We start from the raw sequence: 20,450 nt of genomic DNA, 5'->3' as shown, positions 1-20,450 counted from the left end.
CCGGCGGAGCCGCCAACAGGTTCACAACACGTCGGGGTGCTCCGAAAACGCGTCGAGGGAGTCCGCGCACCCGGTGGGTGTGCGGACTCCCTCGATCGAGAAGGATTCCAGAGACCCCGGCGAGAGGCCGGGGCTGCGGGAAGCGGGCCGGAATCAGGTCCGCTTCGGCTGCTTGTCGGACTTGTCCAGGACCACCACGAGGCCCGCGATGATCAGGAACAGGACGATCGGCGTCGCGACGTAGAGGCCGAGCGTTTCGATCACGCTCAGGCCCTTGCCGGGGTCGTCACCGTCGTCTCGGGTCAGCGCGAGCGCGGGGGACGACATGAGCAGCATCATCAGCGTCGTACCGGAAGCCAGGGCGCCGGCGCGCAGGGCGTTCTTCTTGTCCACGGTGCAAACGTAGCGAACACCTGAATGAGTCGCGCGCCCGGGGTGCCGTACGGAGGCCTCACCCCCGCCCGCACCGCCCACCGAGGTCCCCGGACCGTCCTCGCAGCACATCGATCAGCGCGTGCAGCCGGGGCGAGGCCGCCAGCTCCTCCAGGGTCACCGGGCGGCCGTCGGCGTCGGCGATGGGCAGCCGCCAGTTCGGGTACTGGTCCCAGGTGCCCGGCAGGTTCTGCGGGCGCCGGTCCCCGACCGTGTCCGGGAGCCACACGCCGATCATGCGGGCCGGGGTGCGCAGCAGGAAGCGGTGCACGGCCTGGATCTCGGCCTCCTCCGACACCGCCGAACCCGCGTCGCTCGCCCCGTGCAGCAGCCCGAGGCGGGCGAGCAGCGCCAGCCACTCCCCCGTGTCCGCGGTGGCCGCGGTCCGTTCGTCCTCCAGGGAGCCGGTGAGCAGGCCGAGCCGGTCGCGGAGTTCGACGTGGTCGCCGGTGAGGCGGGAGGCGGTGGGCGGCAGGTCGTGGGTGGTGGCGGTGGCGAGGCAGTCGGGGCGCCAGCGCTCGGGCGGCAGGGGCTTCCCGTCGCCGTCCCAGTCGCGTTCGAACCACAGCACCGAGGTGCCGAGCACCCCGCGCTCGTGCAGCGTCTCGCGCACCCCGGGCTCGACGGTGCCCAGGTCCTCGCCGATCACCAGGGCCCCAGCCCGTGAGGCCTCCAGGGTCAGGATCGCGAGCATCGCTTCGGCGTCGTAACGGACGTACGTGCCCTCCGTGGGCGGCTGTCCCTGCGGCACCCACCAGAGCCGGAACAGGCCCATGACGTGGTCGATGCGCAGGGCGCCCGCGTGCCGGAAGAGGGCGCGCAGGAGGTGGCGGTACGGGGCGTAGCCCGAGGCGGCCAGCCGGTCCGGGCGCCAGGGCGGCAGGCCCCAGTCCTGGCCGCGCGCGTTGAACGCGTCCGGGGGCGCGCCCACCGACATGCCCGCCGCGAAGTACTCCTGTTGCGCCCACGCGTCGGCCCCGCCCGGATGCACGCCGACCGCGAGGTCGTGCACAAGTCCCACCGCCATCCCGGCGTCACGCGCGGACCGCTGGGCGGTGGCGAGCTGGGCGTCGGTGAGCCAGGCGAGACGGCTGTGGAAGTCGACGCGGTCCATCAACTCGCCGCGGGCACGGGCGGTCGCGGGTGAGCGCGGGTCACGCAGTCCCACGGGCCACCGCTGCCACTCGGGGCCGTACACCTCGGCGAGCGCGCACCAGGTGGCGTGGTCCTCCAGCGCCTCGCCCTCCTCGGCGAGGAAGTCGACGTAGGCGGCACGTCGGCCGGGCCCCAGCGGCACCTCGCGCACCAGTTCCAGCGCCTCGCGCTTGAGCTCCCACACGGCGTCGCGGTCGATCAACGCCCCCTTGTGCAGCACGGATGCGCGCAGTCGCTCGGCACGCTCCAACAGCGCCCGTACCCGGTCCGGGTCGTCGACATGGGCGAACTCGGGGATGTCCTCGACCCGCAGGTGGACCGGGTCGGGGAAGCGACGGGAGGAGGGCCGGTACGGGGAGGGGTCGGTGGGGGTGCCGGGTACGGCCGCGTGCAGGGGGTTGACCTGCACGAATCCGGCGCCGAGCGCCCGGCCGGACCAGGCGGTCAGTTCGGCGAGGTCGCCGAGGTCGCCCATGCCCCAGGAGCGCCGGGACAGGAGGGAGTACAGCTGGACGAGGAGTCCGTACGTGCGTCCGGGCGGTGCGGGCAGCCGGGCGGGGGCGGCGACAAGGTGAGCCTCGGCGGTGCGGCCGTCGGGGGCTGTGGCGTGCAGGGTGTGGACGCCGGGCGGGAGTTGCTCGGCCGCGGCGTGGGTCTCGCCCTGCTCGGTGGTGATGCGCAGCCGGGTGCCGGCGGGCAGTCCGGCGAGTGCGGCGGGCGGGCTGCCGCCCCAGCACACCACCGTCGGCGGCAGCAGCCGCTCCCGTGTCTCGGCCTCCTGGGCGGCGAGTGCCGCGCGGACGGCGTCCGGGGTGTTCGCGTCGACGCCGAGCGCCGCCAGGGCCGCGACGATCGCGGTGTCCGTGGCCGCGACCGTACGGTCCGGGGAGGGGCTGTAGGAGGTGGCGACGCCGTGCAGTGCGGCGAGCCGCGCCAGTGGTGCGTGCGGGTCCGAAGGCTCGGCCGGCGCGGAACCGGCGGGTGAGTGGTCCGCGGGCGGGCGAGGCGCCATCTATACCCCCGAGGCGTCCGTGGCGGCGCCGGTGGAGACGGGCTCGCTGGTCAGGTGCGCGGCTTCGGCCAGCGGCGGTTCGCTGGTCAGCGGCTCGGCGTCGGGGAGGGGAGGTTCGCTGGTCAGCGGCGGTTCGGTGCTGGCGCCCTCGGCGCTGAAGACGCACACGTGAGGCTCGACGGACGGCTCCGTCGGGCGTTTGGAGAGGGCCGAGAGCAGAAGGTGTGCCGACGCGGCCACGGGGGCCTCCTTGTCGTCGTACGGCGGGAAGTGGGTTATCGCAGCTCTACCCAGTAGGCGCCGGGGCAGACGTATGCGGACGTACAACGTGTGTCTGGTCACATCCTGTTCGGGCGGAGCCGCGACTCCCCCGAGCTTCCTGAGTTCCCGAGAACTTTTCGACGATCACTATTCACTGAGTACATATATCGAGTGCATACTGATCTCCATGAGCACCCGCCACATCCTGTTGGGGCTGCTCGCCGGGGGCCCCAGCCATGGCTACGACCTCAAGCGACGGCACGACGAACGCTTCCCGCAGGCCCGCCCACTGGCCTACGGGCAGGTCTACACGACCCTGCAACGCCTGGTCCGCGACGGACTGGCCGAGATCGACGGGACCGACTCGGACGGCGGCCCGGAGCGCACCATGTACCGCTCCACCGAGGACGGAACCCGTGAACTGGCCCACTGGGCCGGGGAGATCACCCCGCCCGCGCCCTTCGTGACGAACGAGATCTTCGCCAAGGTCGTCGTCGGGATCCTCGCCTCGACGGACGCCGCCGGCTATCTGCGGGCGCAGCGTGCCGCGCACATGGCGCGGATGCGCGAGCTGACCGGGGTGAAGACGAGCCCGGGCGCCGATCTCGCGACCGTGCTCTCCGCCGACTACGCCCTCACCCACCTCGACGCCGATCTCCGCTGGATGGACACCACCGCGGCCCGGCTCACCACTCTGACCGCGGAGGTCGACGCAGCATGAGCAGCAGTACGAGCAGCAGCGGTAGCGGGAGCACGGACAGTAGCTCGGGCACTCCACTGTTGGCGGCCCGAAGCCTGGTCAAGACGCACGGCTCCACCCCGGCCCTGCGCGGCGCCACGCTGGAACTGTGGACCGGCGAGATCCTGGCCGTCACCGGGGCCAGCGGCAGCGGGAAGTCCACGCTGCTGCACTGCCTGGCGGGAATCGTCCGCCCCGACGAGGGCACCGTGGAGTACGCCGGTGAACGCCTCGACCGGCTCCCCGAGAACCGGCTCAGCGAGCTGCGCCGTACCGACTTCGGAGTGGTGTTCCAGTTCGGGCAGCTGATCCCGGAGCTGACCGCCCTCGACAACGTGGCACTGCCCCTGCTGCTCGCGGGCACCGCGCGTACGGCGGCGCGGGAGCAGGCCGGTGAGTGGTTGGAGCGGTTCGGCGTACGGGGGCAGGAGGCGTTGCGGCCCGGCGAGATGAGCGGCGGCCAGGCCCAGCGAGTGTCGCTGGCCCGGGCGCTCGTCACCGGTCCGCGGATCGTCTTCGCGGACGAGCCGACCGGCGCGCTCGACTCGCTCGCGGGCGAGCAGGTCATGACCGCCCTCGCCCACACCGCCCGCGAGTCCGGCACCGCCGTCCTGCTGATCACCCATGACGCCCGGACCGCCGCGTACGCGGACCGCGAGGTGGCGCTGCGCGACGGGCTCGTGGTCGACGACGCGGCGCGGGCCTTCGCAGCCGGGACCTCCGTGGAGGTGTCCCGGTGAGGACCGAACTGCGGCTCGCGCTGCTGCTGACCCGCGGTTCCGACCGGCGGGAGTGGTGGCGGGTCACGCTCACGGCTGTGGGCGCGGGGCTCGCCACGGGCTTCGCCCTGGCCGCCGCCGCGGTCGCCTCGCTCGACGGGCAGAACAGTGTGTCCCTCGGCAACGGCCTGCTGGACCAGCCCGGCGAACGCTCGGGCATCGTCCTCGGGCTGCTGCTCCTGCTGGTCCCGGTGCTGGGCTTCCTCGGGCAGTGCGCCCGCATCGGTGCCCTGCACCGCGACCGACGGCTGGCCGGGCTGCGGCTGGCGGGGGCCTCCGCGGCCCAGGTGCGGCGGATAGCCGCGCTGGAGGCGGGGCTCGCCTGTCTCGTGGGCTCGGCGGTCGCCACGCTCTTGTCCACGCTGCTTCTGCTGAGCCAGTGGCAGCGTCCGCCGGCCGTCGTGTGGGCCGGGTTCGCGCTGATCTCGGTCGCCGTACCCGTGCTGGGCGCGCTGGTGAGCACGCTCGCGCTGCGCCATGTGGTCGCCTCGCCGCTGGGCTGGGTGCGCCGGGTGCATCCACGGACGGGCCGGGGCCCGGGGGGCGCGTTCCTGGTGGCGTCGCTGTTCCTGCTGACCCTGGGAATCGTGATGGCCCCAAGGACCTTCGGCGGGTTCAGTACGGCCCCGCTGCTGGCCTTCGCCCTGGTGATCGTCACCGGTATGGGGGCCGTCTGGCTGACCGGCGCCACGGCCCGACGCATCGGACGTCGGCTCCCGGCCCGTACCGGGAACCCGGCGGTACTGATCGCCGCCGAACGCCTGCGCAGCGACCCGTGGGCCGCCGCCCGCACCCACGCCGCCGTCCTCCTGGTGACCGTCGTCGGAACCGGCTTCCTCGGCATCCGCCAGGTGCTGCTCCAGGAGCTCGAAGGACGCGGGCCCGGCTCCCTCGCCGCGAGCATGTCCTTCTACACCACCGGCATCAACCTGACCGGCGCCGCCGTCCTGATCGCCCTCGCGATCACCCTCTCCGGCCTCGCCGTGGGCACCGCCGAGTCCCTGGCCACCCGCCGCCGGGGCCTGGCCGCGCAGGCCGCCGCCGGGGTGCCGGGGGCCGTACTGGGCCGGGCCCTGCTCCTGGAGACCGCCCTGCCGCTGGCCCCGGCGGTCGCGCTGGCGGGCCTCGGCGGCCTGGGCATCGGCGCCGGGTACGCGTCGGTCGCCGCGGGCGTGGAATCCGTACCGCTGCTCATGCCGCTGCTGGTGCCCATAGCCGTCTACGCGGCGTGTCTGCTCGCCGCGGCCACGTCACTGCCGCTACTGCGCCGCTCCGTGCACCCGGCGGAGCTGCGTTACACCTGACCTGCGGACATGGCCGGCTCCCCGGGAGGCACGGGGGTCCTCCTGGGGAGCCGGAACGGCACGACAGCGACGCGGCGGGAGAGCCGCAGGGAACACAAAGGCCCGGATCGTCAGGCGGAAATGCCGTCGATCCGGGCCATCGCATCCTCCGCGCCGTACGGCTGCAGGTACGGCAGCCAGCGCGGGTCCCTATGCCCCGTTCCGATGATGCGCCAGGCCAGCCCCGTCGGCGGGGCGGGTTTATGGCGCAGGCGCCAGCCGATCTCGACCAGGTGACGGTCGGCCTTGGTGTGATTGCAGCGGCGGCATGACGCCACCACGTTGTCCCAGGCGTGCTGACCCCCGCGGGAGCGCGGGATGACGTGGTCGACGCTGGTTGCGACGCCACCGCAGTACATGCACCGGCCGCCGTCGCGGGCGAACAGAGCTCGCCTGGTCAGCGGAACGGGCCCCCGGTAAGGGACCCGCACGAACCTCTTCAGCCGGACCACGCTGGGTGCGGGGACAGTAACGGTTGCACTGTGCATAAAGGCGCCGGATTCCTCGAGGCAGATGGCCTTGTTCTCGAGGACGAGGACGAGCGCGCGGCGGAGCGGTACGACGCCGAGTGGCTCGTACGACGCGTTGAGGACCAGGACATGCGGCACGGATGCCTCCTTGTACGCCGGCGGCGCGTGGCTCGCGCCGGGACGATCTGCAGTCAGTCTCCCCTCTTGCCTGGTGGAAGCGCCACCATGTCCCGGTAACGGGCTGGGAGTGTTTTCGACCACACCCTCTTTCATCCCCAGGTGAGTACGGTCTCTCCCCCGAACATTGCAACGAGCCTCGCGCGTTGCCCCGTTAGTGTGGTGGTTCTGCCCGCCGCTGCCCTCACTTGTCCCCGAGCCGCGGGCAGACCGCTACGCCTGGAGGTACCTACCGTGTTCTTGACCGCCCTGTCGGCCTTGGGGTCCACCCCGTCGCCGTCCCCCTCGGCGACGACGGACCCGACGACCGCCACGCTTCAGGACGCCCAGCAGAGCGCGACCAACGCCGCCGGCTGGGTCGAGCAGAACTGGTCCACGTGGCTGGCGATCGGTCTGCGCGTCCTGTTGATCCTGGTGGTCGCGGGGGTGCTCAGAGTGGTGGTGCGGCGGGCGATCACCAAGCTCATCGACCGCATGACCCGCACGGTCCAGGCGGTCGACGGCACGGCCCTGGTCGGCCTGCTGGTGAACGTCGAGCGCCGCCGGCAGCGCTCGCAGGCCATCGGCTCGGTGCTCCGCTCGGTGGCGTCCTTCCTGATCATGGGCACCGCCGCGCTGATGATCCTGGGCACGTTCCAGATCAACCTGGCCCCGCTGCTGGCCTCCGCCGGTGTCGCGGGTGTGGCGATCGGTTTCGGCGCCCGCAACCTGGTCACGGACTTCCTCTCGGGCGTCTTCATGATCCTGGAGGACCAGTACGGCGTCGGCGACACGATCGACGCGGGCGTCGCCTCCGGTGAGGTCATAGAGGTGGGCCTGCGCGTCACCAAGCTGCGCGGCGACAACGGCGAGATCTGGTACGTCCGCAACGGCGAGGTCAAGCGCATCGGCAACCTCTCCCAGGGCTGGGCCACGGCCGGCGTCGACGTCACGGTCCGCGCGAACGAGGACCTGGACAAGGTGAAACGCACCCTCGACGAGGTCGCCGAGGCGATGACCAAGGAAGAGCCCTGGAACGAGCGCCTCTGGGGTCCGATCGAGGTCCTCGGCCTCGACAGCGTCCTGCTCGACTCGATGGTCGTCCGCGTCTCGGCCAAGACGATGCCCGGCAAGGCGATGAGCGTCGAACGTGAACTGCGCTGGCGCATCAAGCGCGCCTTCGACGCCGCGGACATCCGTATCGTCGGCGGCCCCACGGCACTGCCCGAGGAGGAGCCCGTCGACCCGACGTCCGCGGTGGCGGCCCCGTCGGCCCTGGGGAACCCGGCCTCCCCTCAGTCGGAGGCGACCGCCCCCATCCCGGCCCCCGCCTCGATCCCGGCCCCGTCGAGCGCCCCGAAGTAGGCCCCGACCGTACGAGAAGGCGAAAGGGGGCGGCACCCGGGTGTTCCGGGCGCCGCCTCCTCGCCTGTACGACACCTTGGCCGCCGTAACGGTTCAGCACGCTCGTTCGAGTGAACGCTCACGCCGTTCCCAGGTCGGACGGCGTATCGGTGCTCCATGGTTCTGCCGCGGCACCCGGAGCGGGCGTAGCCTGGCATCGACGTGGCGAGGAGAACAGCGATGAGCGCCGAACCCATCACGGAGCCGGTCATGACGCAGCAGGACCCCATCGATCTGCTGATCGCGATCGAGGAGGCGTCACAGACGCCGATTCGACCCGAGTACGTCGAGGGGATGGCCATCGTGCCACCGGCACCGAACGACAACCACAACGACGGTACAGGCGAGCTCTTCTTCCAGTTCCGCGTCGCCGGACACCGTCTGGTGGGCATGGGCAACGGCTACCGAGCAGCCCACAGGGACGGCACCACCATGTCCTTGCTCATCCCTGACTTCTACGTCCGCCGCCGCAAGCCGAGCGAGCTCGACGAGTCGTACCTCAGAGCCCACAGGGGCTGGTACCCCATCGACATGATCGCGCTGGTCGGCGAGGTCACCTCCACCAACCACGAGACGGACACCGGCCCCAAGCTGCGCACCTACGCCGCCGCGGGCGTCCCCGTCTACGTCCTGATCAACCGCAACGCCAAGACGGCCCACTGCTACACCGACCCGGTCCTGCCCGGCGACGACCCCACGGAGGCGTACTACGACTCCGAGATCAAGGTCGCCCTGGGCGATCCGCTCCCGCTCCCCGCCCCGTACCCGATCCTCGAGACGGCTCCGTTCCTGGAGGGTTGAGGCGGCTCACGACGGCGTAGGACACACCGGACGCCGCACCACGACGGCTCATCCACGGGCGGTCGCGGACTCCAGCCCGGTGGCCTCGGCTATCTGACACACCGCGGCGAACGAGGACCCATTGCCCAGTCCGGCCACCCCCAGGAGTCCCTCACCGTCCCGGACGTCGAGGACGGCCTCTCCCGAGGGCGCGTCGAAGGACATCGATCCACAGACGGACTGCTTCCCCCGCCCGGGACGCCACCGGAAGTGGATCTCCTCGTGGCCCTTCCCGGCGACGAGGAACGCCCGCTCCGATGCCGCCAGTTCCTCGCGGACCCGCTCCTGCCAGCCGTCCGAGACCGGCGCCGGGCGCAGTACGTGCGTCTGCCGGTCGTCCAGCGCCTCGACGGAGAGCGCGATGCCGGCCGCACCGGCCCGCCGCCGCAGCGACCACACCCCGACGAGCGCCACCGCGAGCGTGAGGATCCCCCACACCAGAGGGGCGAAGACCACTTCCCCGCTCACGGAATCCCATGTGAAACCGTCGTTCACAAGGTCGATGAGCATCATGGTGAGCGCCAGCGACACGCACTTGGCCACGGCCGCGCGCCAGCACGCCATGAGCAGCTTCACGGGCCTCATGATGCCGCCGCCTCGCTCCAAACGGTTCACTCTCATGCGGCCGGATCCTATGAACAAGAACCTGTGAAGGTGACCGGATATCGACCCCGTCACCATCCCCCTCCGGCGTCGCATTACCGCCCTTGGCTGCATAGATCAACCCAAAGCTTCGCACCCCCTCCCACCTGTACATCTGTCGATCGTGACGAAGCCGTGACGCGCCTGCGGAGGCACCCTCGACAGGCCCCCCGCATTTCGGCCACATCCGGCGGCCGTCTGCTGTCGCCCCAACAGCGGGCCCTTGTTCTGGAGCTCCACGCCCAGGGGCCCGCTTCGAATGTGGGGAATCCATGCGCAAGTTCGCCATCGGCGCCGCCGTTTCCGGTGTCCTGGCGCTGTCCGCCCTGGCCGTGCCGTCCGCATCGGCCGCCACGCCGGACCTCACCTTCTCCAACGTGGTGGTCAACAACGGCAAGGCGATCGTTGTCGGCACCACCAGCACGGTGAAGGCCCCGATCACGTACACCCTGACCCACCCGGCCGACCTCGTCATCGACAACAAGACGAACATCGCGGGCATCGCGCTCTACCGCGGATCGTCGCTCTCGAAGATGCAGAACGAGATGGAGTCGGACGACATACCGAGTTGCACCACGGCCTCCACGACCGCCACCACGGTCACGAACTCCTGCACCGAGGTCATCGCCATCGAGCCGCAGGACTACCTCTACAGCGCGTCGGACGCCCGTACCTGGAAGGTGGCCGGCTTCTACGGCCGCGGCACCTCGACCACCGACGACTCCGGCGACCACCTCAGTTTCGAGTACGGCTACGGCATGTGGGGCGGCCTCGGCACCACACAGGTCAAGCGCGCCGCCAAGCTCACCACCGACGCGACCCCCGGGCCGGTGAAGAAGGGCCAGACCCTCACCGTCAAGGGCGCGCTGACCCGCGCCGACTGGGAGACCACCAAGTACTCCGGCTACACGGGCCAGCCGGTCGTCCTCCAGTTCAAGGCCAAGAACGCCACCGCCTACAAGACGGTCAAGCCCGTGACCTCCGCCGCCAAGGGCGCCCTGACCACCACGGTCAAGGCCTCGGCGGACGGCTCCTTCCGCTACCGGTTCGCGGGTACGGCCACCACGGGCGCCGCGACGGCCACGGGCGACTACGTCGACGTGAGGTAACCGAGGACGGGCCCTCACCCGGCTCACCCCAAGTCGCCCCCGCCGCAGACGGATTCGTCCGCGGCGGGGGCGACTTCGTGCGTCCGGGGCAGGCCCGGGGCGAGGTGCGGACCTCCGGCCCAGGTAACGACTCTGTTGCCTCGGGGGTGGTTTCTCTTGACGCCCCCGAGGCCCGCGGCCTACCGTCCTCCCACCAATAGGAAACCTTCCTAACAATGATCTTGCAGTGGACTTCCCCGCGGCCACCCTGGGAAGCTGAGCGACTGGGCAGTTGAAAGGCAGGTGTCGACAAACATGGCAGGATCCGCCGGTACGCCGGGCACCCCGCGCGTCCTGCGCGCCATGAACGACCGCGCCGCCCTCGATCTGCTGCTCGCGCACGGACCGCTCTCGCGGACCAGGATCGGGAAGCTGACCGGGCTGTCCAAGCCCACCGCCTCCCAGCTCCTCGCCCGGCTGGAGGCCGCCGGACTCGTGCTGGCCACCGGCACGAGCGAGGGCCGGCCGGGTCCCAACGCCCAGCTGTACGCCGTCAATCCGAGGGCCGCCCACGCGGCGGGCCTGGACGTCACCCCTGCGCGCATCCTCGCCGCCGTCGCCGATGTCACCGGCCGCACCGTGGGCGAGTACGAGCTGCCCACCCCGGGCCGGCACCCCGCGCACCCTGTCGTACGCCAGGTCACCGACGCCCTCGACGGCGCGGTGAAGGCGGCGGGGCTGGCCCGCGGCGACGTCCACCGGCTCGTCATCGGCACACCCGGCGCCTTCGACCCCAACACCGGCCGCCTGCGGTACGCCTCCCACCTGCCCGGCTGGCACTCCCCCAGCATCCTCGACGAGCTCGCGGCCACGCTGCCGATGCCCGTCGAGTACGAGAACGACGTCAACCTGGTGGCCATCGCCGAGCAGCGGCTCGGGGCGGCGCGGGGACACGAGGACTTCGTGCTGCTGTGGAACGAGGGCGGCCTCGGCGCCGCCCTCGTCCTCGGCGGGCGACTGCACCGCGGCTGGACCGGCGGCGCGGGCGAGGTCGGCTTCCTGCCCGTGCCCGGCGCACCCCTCGTACGCCAGGTGACCAAGGCCAACAGCGGTGGCTACCAGGAGCTGGCGGGCTCCCAGGCCATCCCCAAGCTCGCCCGCGAGCTGGGCATCCAGCCGGTGCCGGCCGGGCCCTACGCCGAGGTCGCCGCCGCCCTCGTCGAACAGGCCGCCCGTATCAACGAGGGGCCGCACCTGCGGCTCCTGGAGACGTACGCGACCGGTCTCGCCACCGGTCTCGCCTCACTCGTCTCCGTGCTCGACCCCGAACTCGTCGTGCTCAGCGGCGCCTCGCTCACCGCCGGCGGCGAACCGCTGCGCGTCCTGGTGCAGGCCGAGCTGGAGGAGCTGGCCGCCTCGCGACCGCGCCTCGTGGTCGGCGACGTACACGAACACCCCGTGCTGCGCGGCGCGTTGGAGAGCGCGCTGGCGGCCACCCGCGACGAGGTCTTCGACACCTCCCGCTGAGTCCCGCCCGCCACCGAGTCCGACCTGCCACCGAGCCCCACCCCTCGACCGACTCCCCCGCTCCGCGAACCGTCCCGCGAACACCACCGCCCCCGCCCTGCCCTAGGGAGATCCCGCCATGCCCGGAATATCCAGGAAAGTCGCCACTGCTCTCGCCGCTTCCGCCTCGCTCGCCCTCCTCACCACCGCCTGTACCGGCCAGTCGTCCTCGGGCGCGAGCGACGACGCCTCCAAGGACACGACAATCAACTTCTGGCACGCCTGGAGCGCGCCCGGCGAGATCGCGGGCGTGAAGGCCCTGGTCGCGGGCTTCGAGAAGACGCACCCCAACATCCACGTCAACATCGTCGCCAACATGACCGACGACAAGATCAACCAGGCCCTGCGCTCCGGCGGCGACAAGGCTCCCGACGTGATCTCCTCCTTCACCACCAACAACGTGGGCAAGTTCTGCTCCTCCGGCGCGCTCGTCGATCTCAACCCCTTCTTCAAGAAGGCGAAGATCGACCCGGCGACGACCTTCCCGAAGGCGATGAACGAGTACACCCAGTTCGACGGCAACCGCTGCACGGTGCCGCTGCTCGGTGACGCGTACGGGCTCTACTACAACAAGAACGCGTTCGAGAAGGCCGGGATCTCCAGCCCCCCGAAGACCTGGTCCGAATTCGAGGCGGACGCCAAGAAGCTCACCGTCTCCAAGGGCGACTCCTACTCCCAGCTTGGCTTCATGCCGACCTACCACGGCTGGGAGACCACCACCGAGCACTACTTCGGCCAGTTCTCCCCGACGTACTTCGACAGCAGCGGCAAGTCGACCCTCGCCAAGGACCCCGCTTTCACCGCCGGATTCACCCTCCAGAAGAAGCTCGTCGACGAACTCGGCGGCTACCAGAAGCTGGAGAAGTACCGCTCCAAGCTCGGTGACGAATGGGGCCCCAAACACCCCTTCCACACCGGCCAGGTCGCCATGCAGCTGGACGGCGAATGGCGGCTCGGCATGGCCGAGGACGCCAAGCCGGACTTCAAGATCGGCGTCGCCCCGCTGCCCGTTCCCGACGACCAGGCAGACCAGTACGGCAAGGGGTACATCACCGGCACCATCGCGGGCATCGCGGCCACCAGCAAGAAGCAGAACGCGGCCTGGGAACTGGTCAAATACATGACCACGGACACGGACGCGGTGGTCGGTTTCGCCAACGCCATTCACAATGTGCCCTCGACGCTGGCCGCGCTCAAGTCGCCGAAGCTGAAGTACGACCCGCGCTTCAAGACGTTCCTGGACATCGCGTCGAACCCGAACTCGACGACGACTCCCGCGTCCATCAACGGCGGTACGTACCTCGTGACGATCCAGCAGTTCGGATACGACTACGAGAGCGGCAAGGCGAAGGATCTGAAGGCGGGTCTGCGGACGACCGCCGCGCAGATCGACACGGACATCGCGCAGGCGAAGTAGCCCACGACCATGAGCACCGTCACTCTGGCTTCGAAGCGGCGCCGATCGGCACTGCGCACCCTCGCCTTCATGTCGCCGTGGCTGATCGGCTTCGCGGTCTTCTTCGCCTATCCGCTGATCTCGACCGTCTATTTCTCGTTCATGCACTACGACGGCTTCAAACCGCCGACGTGGAGCGGGACGAAGAACTGGACCTACGTCTTCGAGCACTACCCGCTGTTCTGGCCCGCGCTGCGCAACACCCTGTGGCTGGTGCTGGTCATGGTCAGCCTGCGGGTCGTCTTCGGACTCGGCGTGGGCCTGCTGATCACGAAGATAAGGACGGGCACGGGCGTCTTCCGCACCCTCTTCTATCTCCCCTACCTCGCCCCGCCCGTCGCCGCGACGATGGCCTTCGCCTTTCTCCTCAACCCCGGTACGGGACCGGTCAACTCGATCCTGGAGAAGGTCGGCATCCCGGCCCCCGGCTGGTTCAACGACCCCACCTGGTCCAAGCCGGCCCTCACCCTGCTCGCTCTGTGGGGCATCGGCGACCTGATGGTCATCTTCATGGCCGCGCTGCTCGACGTACCGACGGAGCAGTACGAGGCGGCGGAGCTGGACGGCGCCTCGGCGTGGCAGCGGTTCCGGTTCGTCACGCTGCCGAACATCTCGCCGATCGTGATGTTCGCCGTGGTCACCGGCGTGATCCAGACCATGCAGTACTACACCCAGCCGCTCATCGCCGGGAAGGTCGCGTCGGGCGTCATCCAGGGCGCCGGCACGCAGTTCGAGCCCGGCTACCCCGACAAGTCGACGCTCACCCTGCCGCAGCTCGTCTACAACCTCGGCTTCCAGCGCTTCGACTACGGCTCCGCCTGTGTGGTCGCGCTCGTGCTGTTCGCCCTGTCCATGGTGTTCACCGCGTTCCTGATGCGGCGCCGGGGCGGTCTCATCCAGGCAGGTGACTGACACCCATGACACAAGTACTCGACAAGCCCGTGGAGTTGCGCGCCCCGGTCTCGCCCGCCGAGCGCACCGCCCGCCGCAAGGCCCTCCTGGAGTGGGTCGCGATCCACGCCCTCGGCGTCGCCGCCGCCCTCTTCTTCGTCCTGCCCTTCGTCTTCGTCCTCCTGACCTCCCTGATGAGCGACTCGCAGGCACTCAGCCGCGATCTGATCCCGCACACCTGGGAGTGGGGCAACTACAAGAAGGTCTTCGACACCCCCGGCTTCCTCACCTGGTGGAAGAACACCCTGCTGTACGCCGGTGCCGGCACCGCCCTGACGGTCGTGTCGTCGATCCCGGTCGCCTACGCCCTCGCCAAGTTCCGCTTCCGGGGCCGGAACCTGTCCCTGATGCTGGTCATCTCGATGATGATGCTGCCGCCGCAGGTCGTCATCATCCCGATGTACCTCTTCTGGGCGAAACAGCTGGACCTGTCCGGCACGCTGTGGCCGCTGATCATCCCCATGGCCTTCGGCGACGCGTTCTCCATCTTCCTGCTCCGCCAGTTCCTGATGACCATCCCGAACGAGTACCTCGACGCGGCGAAGGTCGACGGCTGCGGGGACCTGAGGACCCTGCTGAAGGTCGTCCTGCCGATGGCGAAGCCCGGCATCGCCGCCGTGGCCCTCTTCCAGTTCTTCTACGCCTGGAACGACTACTTCGGCCCGCAGATCTACGCCTCCGAGAACCCCGGCGCCTGGACCCTCTCCTACGGCCTGGAGTCGTTCAAGGGCGCGCACCACACCGACTGGAACCTCACCATGGCCGCGACCGTGCTGGTCATGACCCCCGTGATCCTCGTGTTCTTCTTCGCACAGAAGGCATTCGTCGAGGGCGTCACGCTCACCGGAGTGAAGGGTTGACACACACATGAAACTCACCGTGGTCGGCGGAGGGTCGACCTACACCCCCGAACTCATCGACGGCTTCGCCCGGCTGCGGGACACCCTGCCCATCGAGGAGCTGGTCCTCGTCGACCCCGCCGCCGACCGCCTCGAGCTGGTGGGCGGCCTGGCGCGACGTATCTTCGCCAAGCAGGAGCACCCCGGCCGGATCGTCACGACCTCCGACCTGGACGCGGGCGTCGAAGGCGCCGACGCGGTCCTGCTCCAGCTGCGCGTCGGCGGCCAGGCGGCCCGCCGGCAGGACGAGACCTGGCCGCTGGAGTGCGGCTGCATCGGCCAGGAGACGACGGGCGCGGGCGGCCTGGCGAAGGCCCTTCGTACGGTCCCGGTCGTCCTGGACATCGCCGAGCGCGTCCGCCGCGCCAACCCCGACGCCTGGATCATCGACTTCACCAACCCGGTCGGGATCGTGACGCGCGCGCTGCTCCAGGCGGGCCACAGGGCGGTCGGGCTGTGCAACGTGGCGATCGGCTTCCAGCGGAAGTTCGCCGGAATGCTCGGGGTCGCCCCCGTGGACATCCATCTGGACCACGTGGGCCTCAACCACCTCAGCTGGGAGACCGGGGTGCGCCTCGGCGGCCCCGAGGGCGAGAACGTCCTGCCGAAGCTGCTGGCCGAGCACGGCGACACGATCGCCGACGACCTGCGCCTGCCGCGCACCCTCGTGGACCGCCTGGGCGTGGTCCCCTCCTACTACCTGCGCTACTTCTACGCGCACGACGAGGTCGTACGAGAGCTGCGGACGAAACCGTCACGGGCGGCGGAGGTCGCCGCGATGGAGCGGGAGTTGCTGAAGATGTACGGCGATCCGGCGCTCGACGAGAAGCCGGAGCTGCTCGCCAAGCGGGGCGGCGCCTACTACTCCGAGGCGGCCGTCGACCTCGCCGCCGCGTTGCTCGGCGGGGGAGGCAGCCCCTACCAGGTGGTCAACACCTACAACAAGGGCACCTTGCCCTTCCTCCCGGACGACGCCGTGATCGAGGTGCAGGCGGCCGTCGGTCCGCACGGCCCGACACCACTGCCGGTCCCACCGGTCGACCCCCTGTACGCGGGGCTGACGGCCGCCGTGACGTCCTACGAGGACCTGGCCCTGGAAGCCGCCCTGCGCGGCGGTCGCGACCGGGTCTTCCGGGCCCTCCTCGCCCACCCCCTCATCGGCCAGTACGAGTACGCCGACGCCCTCACCGACCAACTGATCGCGCACAACCGGGAGCACCTCGCGTGGGCATGACGCCATCCGGACCCGGCGCCAAGGCGGCCGCCGGGTCCGCCCCCGCGGGCATGGTCCTGGCCATCGACGCGGGGAACAGCAAGAGCGACGTCGCGGTCGTGTCCGTGGACGGGCGGGTGCTCGGGTCCGCGCGCGGCGGAGGGTTCCGGCCGCCGGTGGTCGGGGTCGCCGTGGCCGTGGACGCCGTGGGCGAGGCCGTCGCCCGGGCCTTCGCCGAGGCGGGCGTCGACTCCGTGGCCCATGTCTCGGCCTGCCTCGCCAACGCCGATCTCCCCGTGGAGGAGGAGCAGTTGGCGGCCGCGCTGCACGCGCGCGCGTGGGGCACGAGCGTGGCGGTGCGCAACGACACGTTCGCGATCCTGCGCGCCGGGGTGGCGGAGCCGCGCGGGGTCGCCGTCGTGTGCGGCGCCGGCATCAACTGCGTCGGCATGCGGCCCGACGGCCGCACCGCCCGCTTCCCGGCGCTCGGGCGGATCTCCGGGGACTGGGGCGGGGGTTGGGGCCTGGCGGAGGAGGCCCTGTGGCACGCGGCCCGTGCGGAGGACGGCCGGGGCGGCCCCACGGCCCTCTCCCACTCCCTCCCCGCGCACTTCGGTCTGCCGTCCATGTACGCCCTGATCGAGGCGCTGCACCTGGAGCACCTGGAGCACGACCGCCGGCATGAACTGACTCCGGTGCTGTTCGCCACGGCGGCGGAGGGTGACGAGGTCGCTCGCGCTCTCGTGGACCGGCTCGCGGACGAGGTCGTCGCGATGGCCACGGTCGCCTTGACCCGCCTCGACCTCCTCGCCGAGGAGACCCCCGTCCTGCTGGGCGGCGGGGTCCTTGCCGCCCGCCATCCCCAGCTCGACGACCGGATCCGCGAACTCCTGTCGGCCCAGGCCCCCAAGGCGGTCCCCCAGGTGATCTCGTCCCGCCCCGTACTGGGCGCCGCCCTCCTGGGCCTGGACCACCTCCACGCCCCCGCCGAGGTCCACACACGCGTACGGGCCTTCTACGAGGGGGGTTGAGAGGCTCCGCCCCAGGCTTTCAGGGGCGCGGGGCTGTGACATATGCGGCTCCGCCGCGTGGGCGCGACCGGCCCCCACCCACCCGCACCCGAAATGACCACCCCTCGCACATACCCCGCGTACCGGCGCATTCGAAAGGGAACCGAACACACACCGGCGGCGTATTCATGGCCAGGGGGGTGGCGCGAAGCGCCGCGATCGCGCTGCCGTCCGAACGGGCCACCACTGTACGAAGGGTGGGCTGCAATCCGAACAAGATCCAGTCAAGGCCTGTGCGGATGTCAGCCCCGGCGGCGATACTTGCGGCCGTGCACCTCTCTTCGTGCTCCCGCGTACGCGGGGGAGGTGACCGACGGATGACCATGGGGGAGGTCAAGTGACACAACCGCCGAAGGGCACCCCGGCGCCACCGGGGCAGCCGGCCACGCCCACGATGCCGGCTGTCCCGCCGCAGTCCGGCGCGACAGCGGCACAGTACGGCGCGACGGCGACAGCGACGGCGCCGCGGTCCGGGCCTTCCTCGCCGCCGGGCAGACCCGCCACGCCCGACGCCACCCCCGCACGCCGCACCGCCTGGGCGGAGGGCGTGGACCGTCTGCACGCCGCGGCGACCACGGAACCGGGTCGGCTGCGCCTCATCGGCGCCGTGCTCGCCCTCCTGGTCGTCGCGTTCGGCACGGTCACCGTCTGGCAGATGACGGAGCGTTCGAGCGCGGCGGACGACGTGCTGCACAGCAGCCAGCCGCTGAGCGCCGGCGCGGCGGACATCTACCGTTCGCTCGCGGACGCCAACACCGCGGCCTCCAGCGGCTTTCTCGCGGGCGGCCAGGAGAGCGCGGACACCCGCGACCGGTACGAGAAGGACATCCGGACGGCCGCGCAGGGGCTGATCACAGCCGCCGCCAACTCCGACCCGGGTTCCCCCTCCGCGGACACCATCGCCAAGCTCAACAAGCTGCTGCCGGAGTACAAGGGCCTGATCGAGCGGGCCCGCGCCAACAACCGGCAGGGCTATCCGCTCGGCGGCGCGTATCTGCGGTACGCGAACGAGAAGATGCAGGGCGGGATGCTCCCCGAGGCCCAAGAGCTCTACACGCGGGAGAACGCCCGGCTGAGCGCCGACTACGCCGACGCGAAGCCCTACCCGTGGGCCGCGATCGGTCTCGGGGTCCTCGCGCTCGGCGGGCTCTTCTGGGCCCAGCGGCGCCATTACCACCGTACGAACCGGGTGTTGAACCAGGGACTGGTCGCCGCCACGGCCGCCTCCGCGGTCGTGCTGCTCTGGCTGGTGGTCGGGCACAGCGTGGCCCGGGCCGGACTGAACTCCTCGTACAACCACGGGGTTCGCTCGCTGAACGCGCTGCACGACGCCCGGATCGCCTCCCTGAAGGCGCGGGGCAACGAGAACCTGACGCTGGTCAGCCGGGGCGCGGAGACCAAGCAGGTGTCCGCGACCGAGTCCGTGGACCTCTACGACTACGACTTCCAGCAGGACATGAAGACCCTCACCAAGGGGCTGGCACTGGCCGAGGGCCTCGCCGACGACACCGCGGGCCAGAAGCCCGTCGAGGCCGCGACGGCCAACATGAAGGTCTGGAAGGTCCGTCACCATGACGCCCGCGTGGCCGACGACGGGGGTAACTACCAGGGCGCCTTGAACAAGGTGATCGGCTCCAAGGCCGACAAGCCGACCGGCGAGTGCTTCGACGGCGTGGACAGGAATCTCGCGGCGGCGCTGACGCACGAGGAGAGTGAGTTCAAGCAGGCGGCCGGCGACGGCCGGGACGCGATGAGCGGGCTCCCGGCGGGCGCGGCCGTCCTCGCGGTGCTGGCCGCGTCGGGCGCGCTGCTGGGCATCGGGCGCAGGCTTTCGGAGTACCGGTGAGAGGGGGAGTGGTGAAAGGGGGCATGGCGATGACCGCACGACGTCTGAGGGCGAGCCTGAAGGGCTGGGGCGGCGTGGGTGCGATGGCCCTCGCCCTGGTCGTCACCGCGGTCTTCGCCCTCCTGTCGCTGCCGCTGAACAGCGCCCACGGGGACGGCAGTACGGGCACCGGCGGCCAGGGCGTGGCCCTGGGCATCCAGGCGAAGGCCACCGCCTGCACCGACCCGCAGGACCGCAGCCCCGCCCCGTCCGCCGACGAAGGCGGCAAGACGATCGCGGCCATCAAGCAGCGCGGCTATCTGTCTGTCGGCGTCGACCAGAACAGCTACCGCTGGGGTTACCGCGATCCGAACAACACGGCGAAGAGCAGCGACCTGGAGGGCTTCGACATCGATCTCGCGCACGAGATCGCGAAGGAGATCCTCGACGACCCGAGCGCCGTCCGCTTCCACGCCATCCCCACCAACCAGCGCATCCCCGCGATCAAGTCCGGCCAGGTCGACTTGGTGGTGCGCACCATGACGATCACCTGCACGCGCCTCAAGGAGGTGGCCTTCTCGGCCCCGTACTTCCTGACCGGACAGCAGGTATTGGCCCCCAAGACCTCGGACATCACAGGGTACGACAAGTCGCTGGCGGGCAAGCGGATCTGCTCGGCGGCGGGCTCGACGGCGCACGACAGGCTGTCGGCCGACAAGAAGGCGGGCACGCTCGCCTCCTCCACGGACATCACCACCACGGTGCCCAACCAACTCGACTGCCTGGTACGGCTGCAGCTCGGTCAGGTCGACGCCGTGGTGACCGACGGCGCGCTCGCCGCCAGCCAGGCGGCGCAGGACCCGACGGTCGAGCTGAAGGGCAAGACGTTCACCGACGACTACTACGGCGTGGCGATGAAGTTGGGCACCGAGGATCTGGTACGCCGGGTCAACCAGGTGCTCGTGGACTACCGCAAGAGCGGCGGCTGGCAGGCCTCTTACACCAAGTGGCTGTCCGCGACCCTGAAGGCGGACTCCCCGTCGGCGACGCCGCCCACGGCGCATTACAAGTAACGGAAACCGAGTAGCGGCAGCGGGGACAACGCTGCCGGCGGGAACGCGGACAACGGGCACGACCGAGAGCGAGAGG

19 protein-coding genes are annotated in these 20,450 nt (G+C 70.7%); 14 read left to right on the top strand and 5 right to left on the bottom strand.

Annotation, left to right across the window (positions count from 1 at the left end; genetic code table 11):
• Positions 1-153 precede the first annotated feature (153 nt).
• From OG819_RS20360 to OG819_RS20350, 3 genes are read right to left on the bottom strand one after another with little or no spacing between them, the layout of a single operon-like run.
• Positions 154-393, bottom strand: a complete 240-nt coding sequence (locus OG819_RS20360; RefSeq protein ID WP_266413900.1) for a hypothetical protein — start codon at positions 391-393, stop codon at positions 154-156.
• A gap of 58 nt (positions 394-451) precedes the next feature.
• Complete coding sequence (malQ, locus tag OG819_RS20355) at positions 452-2,599, bottom strand: 4-alpha-glucanotransferase (protein ID WP_266650771.1); 2,148 nt, start codon at positions 2,597-2,599, stop codon at positions 452-454.
• A complete protein-coding gene (locus OG819_RS20350; protein ID WP_266624750.1) occupies positions 2,600-2,839 on the bottom strand; it encodes a hypothetical protein in 240 nt (79 codons plus the stop codon). It abuts the gene before it with no gap.
• Between the two features lie 208 nt (positions 2,840-3,047).
• Between OG819_RS20350 and OG819_RS20345 the strand changes: the two genes are divergently transcribed.
• From OG819_RS20345 to OG819_RS20335, 3 genes are read left to right on the top strand one after another with little or no spacing between them, the layout of a single operon-like run.
• A complete protein-coding gene (locus tag OG819_RS20345) occupies positions 3,048-3,581 on the top strand; it encodes a PadR family transcriptional regulator (protein WP_266650770.1) in 534 nt (177 codons plus the stop codon).
• On the top strand, positions 3,578-4,339 hold the full coding sequence (locus tag OG819_RS20340; RefSeq protein ID WP_266650769.1) for an ABC transporter ATP-binding protein: 762 nt from the start codon (positions 3,578-3,580) through the stop codon (positions 4,337-4,339). The genes OG819_RS20345 and OG819_RS20340 overlap by 4 nt, the downstream gene beginning before the upstream one ends.
• Positions 4,336-5,682: an FtsX-like permease family protein gene (locus OG819_RS20335; protein ID WP_266650768.1), complete on the top strand. Its 1,347-nt coding sequence runs from the start codon at positions 4,336-4,338 to the stop codon at positions 5,680-5,682. Before OG819_RS20340 ends, OG819_RS20335 begins: the two co-directional genes overlap by 4 nt.
• A gap of 110 nt (positions 5,683-5,792) precedes the next feature.
• Here the strand turns inward: OG819_RS20335 and OG819_RS20330 are convergent, their stop codons facing one another.
• On the bottom strand, positions 5,793-6,329 hold the full coding sequence (locus OG819_RS20330) for an HNH endonuclease (protein WP_067370302.1): 537 nt from the start codon (positions 6,327-6,329) through the stop codon (positions 5,793-5,795).
• A 273-nt stretch (positions 6,330-6,602) separates the two neighbouring features.
• Here OG819_RS20330 and OG819_RS20325 point away from each other — a divergent pair, with 273 nt between their 5' ends.
• On the top strand, positions 6,603-7,712 hold the full coding sequence (locus OG819_RS20325; RefSeq protein WP_266650767.1) for a mechanosensitive ion channel domain-containing protein: 1,110 nt from the start codon (positions 6,603-6,605) through the stop codon (positions 7,710-7,712).
• A gap of 219 nt (positions 7,713-7,931) precedes the next feature.
• Positions 7,932-8,552 carry a Uma2 family endonuclease gene (locus OG819_RS20320; RefSeq protein ID WP_266650766.1) on the top strand — a complete coding sequence of 207 codons (621 nt, stop codon included), beginning with the start codon at positions 7,932-7,934 and terminating at the stop codon, positions 8,550-8,552.
• A gap of 48 nt (positions 8,553-8,600) precedes the next feature.
• Here OG819_RS20320 and OG819_RS20315 read toward each other — a convergent pair whose 3' ends face one another.
• Positions 8,601-9,212, bottom strand: coding sequence for a hypothetical protein (locus OG819_RS20315; protein ID WP_266650765.1), 612 nt, complete (start codon positions 9,210-9,212; stop codon positions 8,601-8,603).
• A 293-nt stretch (positions 9,213-9,505) separates the two neighbouring features.
• Between OG819_RS20315 and OG819_RS20310 the strand changes: the two genes are divergently transcribed.
• The 9 genes from OG819_RS20310 to OG819_RS20270 all read left to right on the top strand — a co-directional run bounded on the left by OG819_RS20310 (position 9,506) and on the right by OG819_RS20270 (position 20,374).
• Positions 9,506-10,342, top strand: coding sequence for a hypothetical protein (locus tag OG819_RS20310; protein WP_266650764.1), 837 nt, complete (start codon positions 9,506-9,508; stop codon positions 10,340-10,342).
• A gap of 294 nt (positions 10,343-10,636) precedes the next feature.
• Positions 10,637-11,848, top strand: a complete 1,212-nt coding sequence (locus OG819_RS20305; protein WP_266650763.1) for an ROK family transcriptional regulator — start codon at positions 10,637-10,639, stop codon at positions 11,846-11,848.
• A 118-nt stretch (positions 11,849-11,966) separates the two neighbouring features.
• Complete coding sequence (locus OG819_RS20300) at positions 11,967-13,304, top strand: ABC transporter substrate-binding protein (protein WP_266650762.1); 1,338 nt, start codon at positions 11,967-11,969, stop codon at positions 13,302-13,304.
• Between the two features lie 9 nt (positions 13,305-13,313).
• A complete protein-coding gene (locus OG819_RS20295; protein ID WP_266624762.1) occupies positions 13,314-14,255 on the top strand; it encodes a carbohydrate ABC transporter permease in 942 nt (313 codons plus the stop codon).
• A gap of 5 nt (positions 14,256-14,260) precedes the next feature.
• A complete protein-coding gene (locus OG819_RS20290; protein ID WP_266413886.1) occupies positions 14,261-15,154 on the top strand; it encodes a carbohydrate ABC transporter permease in 894 nt (297 codons plus the stop codon).
• Between the two features lie 7 nt (positions 15,155-15,161).
• Positions 15,162-16,427, top strand: coding sequence for a 6-phospho-beta-glucosidase (locus OG819_RS20285; RefSeq protein WP_266650761.1), 1,266 nt, complete (start codon positions 15,162-15,164; stop codon positions 16,425-16,427).
• On the top strand, positions 16,424-17,437 hold the full coding sequence (locus OG819_RS20280) for a BadF/BadG/BcrA/BcrD ATPase family protein (RefSeq protein WP_266650760.1): 1,014 nt from the start codon (positions 16,424-16,426) through the stop codon (positions 17,435-17,437). Before OG819_RS20285 ends, OG819_RS20280 begins: the two co-directional genes overlap by 4 nt.
• 433 nt (positions 17,438-17,870) lie before the next feature.
• The gene (locus OG819_RS20275) at positions 17,871-19,322 is read left to right on the top strand and encodes a hypothetical protein (protein ID WP_266652781.1); all 1,452 of its coding nucleotides are present in this window, start codon (positions 17,871-17,873) and stop codon (positions 19,320-19,322) included.
• Positions 19,323-19,351: 29 nt separating this feature from the next.
• Positions 19,352-20,374 (top strand): glutamate ABC transporter substrate-binding protein, encoded by a 1,023-nt coding sequence (locus OG819_RS20270; RefSeq protein WP_266650759.1) that lies wholly within the window; start codon positions 19,352-19,354, stop codon positions 20,372-20,374.
• The last annotated feature ends 76 nt before the right edge of the window (positions 20,375-20,450 follow it).

The organism is Streptomyces sp. NBC_01549, assembly GCF_026339955.1.
Classification (GTDB): domain Bacteria; phylum Actinomycetota; class Actinomycetes; order Streptomycetales; family Streptomycetaceae; genus Streptomyces.
Note: the sequence above shows the minus strand (reverse complement) of the source record. Positions and strands in the feature narration are given on the sequence as shown.

Excerpts from the sequence above, each read along its gene's own strand:
- malQ (WP_266650771.1), bottom strand. The coding sequence starts at position 2,599 with ATGGCGCCTCGCCCGCCCGCGGACCACTCACCCGCCGGTTCCGCGCCG.
- OG819_RS20345 (WP_266650770.1), top strand. The coding sequence starts at position 3,048 with ATGAGCACCCGCCACATCCTGTTGGGGCTGCTCGCCGGGGGCCCCAGC.
- OG819_RS20340 (WP_266650769.1), top strand. The coding sequence starts at position 3,578 with ATGAGCAGCAGTACGAGCAGCAGCGGTAGCGGGAGCACGGACAGTAGC.
- OG819_RS20320 (WP_266650766.1), top strand. The coding sequence starts at position 7,932 with ATGAGCGCCGAACCCATCACGGAGCCGGTCATGACGCAGCAGGACCCC.
- OG819_RS20315 (WP_266650765.1), bottom strand. The coding sequence starts at position 9,212 with ATGAGAGTGAACCGTTTGGAGCGAGGCGGCGGCATCATGAGGCCCGTG.
- OG819_RS20310 (WP_266650764.1), top strand. The coding sequence starts at position 9,506 with ATGCGCAAGTTCGCCATCGGCGCCGCCGTTTCCGGTGTCCTGGCGCTG.
- OG819_RS20305 (WP_266650763.1), top strand. The coding sequence starts at position 10,637 with ATGGCAGGATCCGCCGGTACGCCGGGCACCCCGCGCGTCCTGCGCGCC.
- OG819_RS20300 (WP_266650762.1), top strand. The coding sequence starts at position 11,967 with ATGCCCGGAATATCCAGGAAAGTCGCCACTGCTCTCGCCGCTTCCGCC.
- OG819_RS20295 (WP_266624762.1), top strand. The coding sequence starts at position 13,314 with ATGAGCACCGTCACTCTGGCTTCGAAGCGGCGCCGATCGGCACTGCGC.
- OG819_RS20290 (WP_266413886.1), top strand. The coding sequence starts at position 14,261 with ATGACACAAGTACTCGACAAGCCCGTGGAGTTGCGCGCCCCGGTCTCG.
- OG819_RS20285 (WP_266650761.1), top strand. The coding sequence starts at position 15,162 with ATGAAACTCACCGTGGTCGGCGGAGGGTCGACCTACACCCCCGAACTC.
- OG819_RS20280 (WP_266650760.1), top strand. The coding sequence starts at position 16,424 with ATGACGCCATCCGGACCCGGCGCCAAGGCGGCCGCCGGGTCCGCCCCC.
- OG819_RS20275 (WP_266652781.1), top strand. The coding sequence starts at position 17,871 with ATGCCGGCTGTCCCGCCGCAGTCCGGCGCGACAGCGGCACAGTACGGC.
- OG819_RS20270 (WP_266650759.1), top strand. The coding sequence starts at position 19,352 with ATGACCGCACGACGTCTGAGGGCGAGCCTGAAGGGCTGGGGCGGCGTG.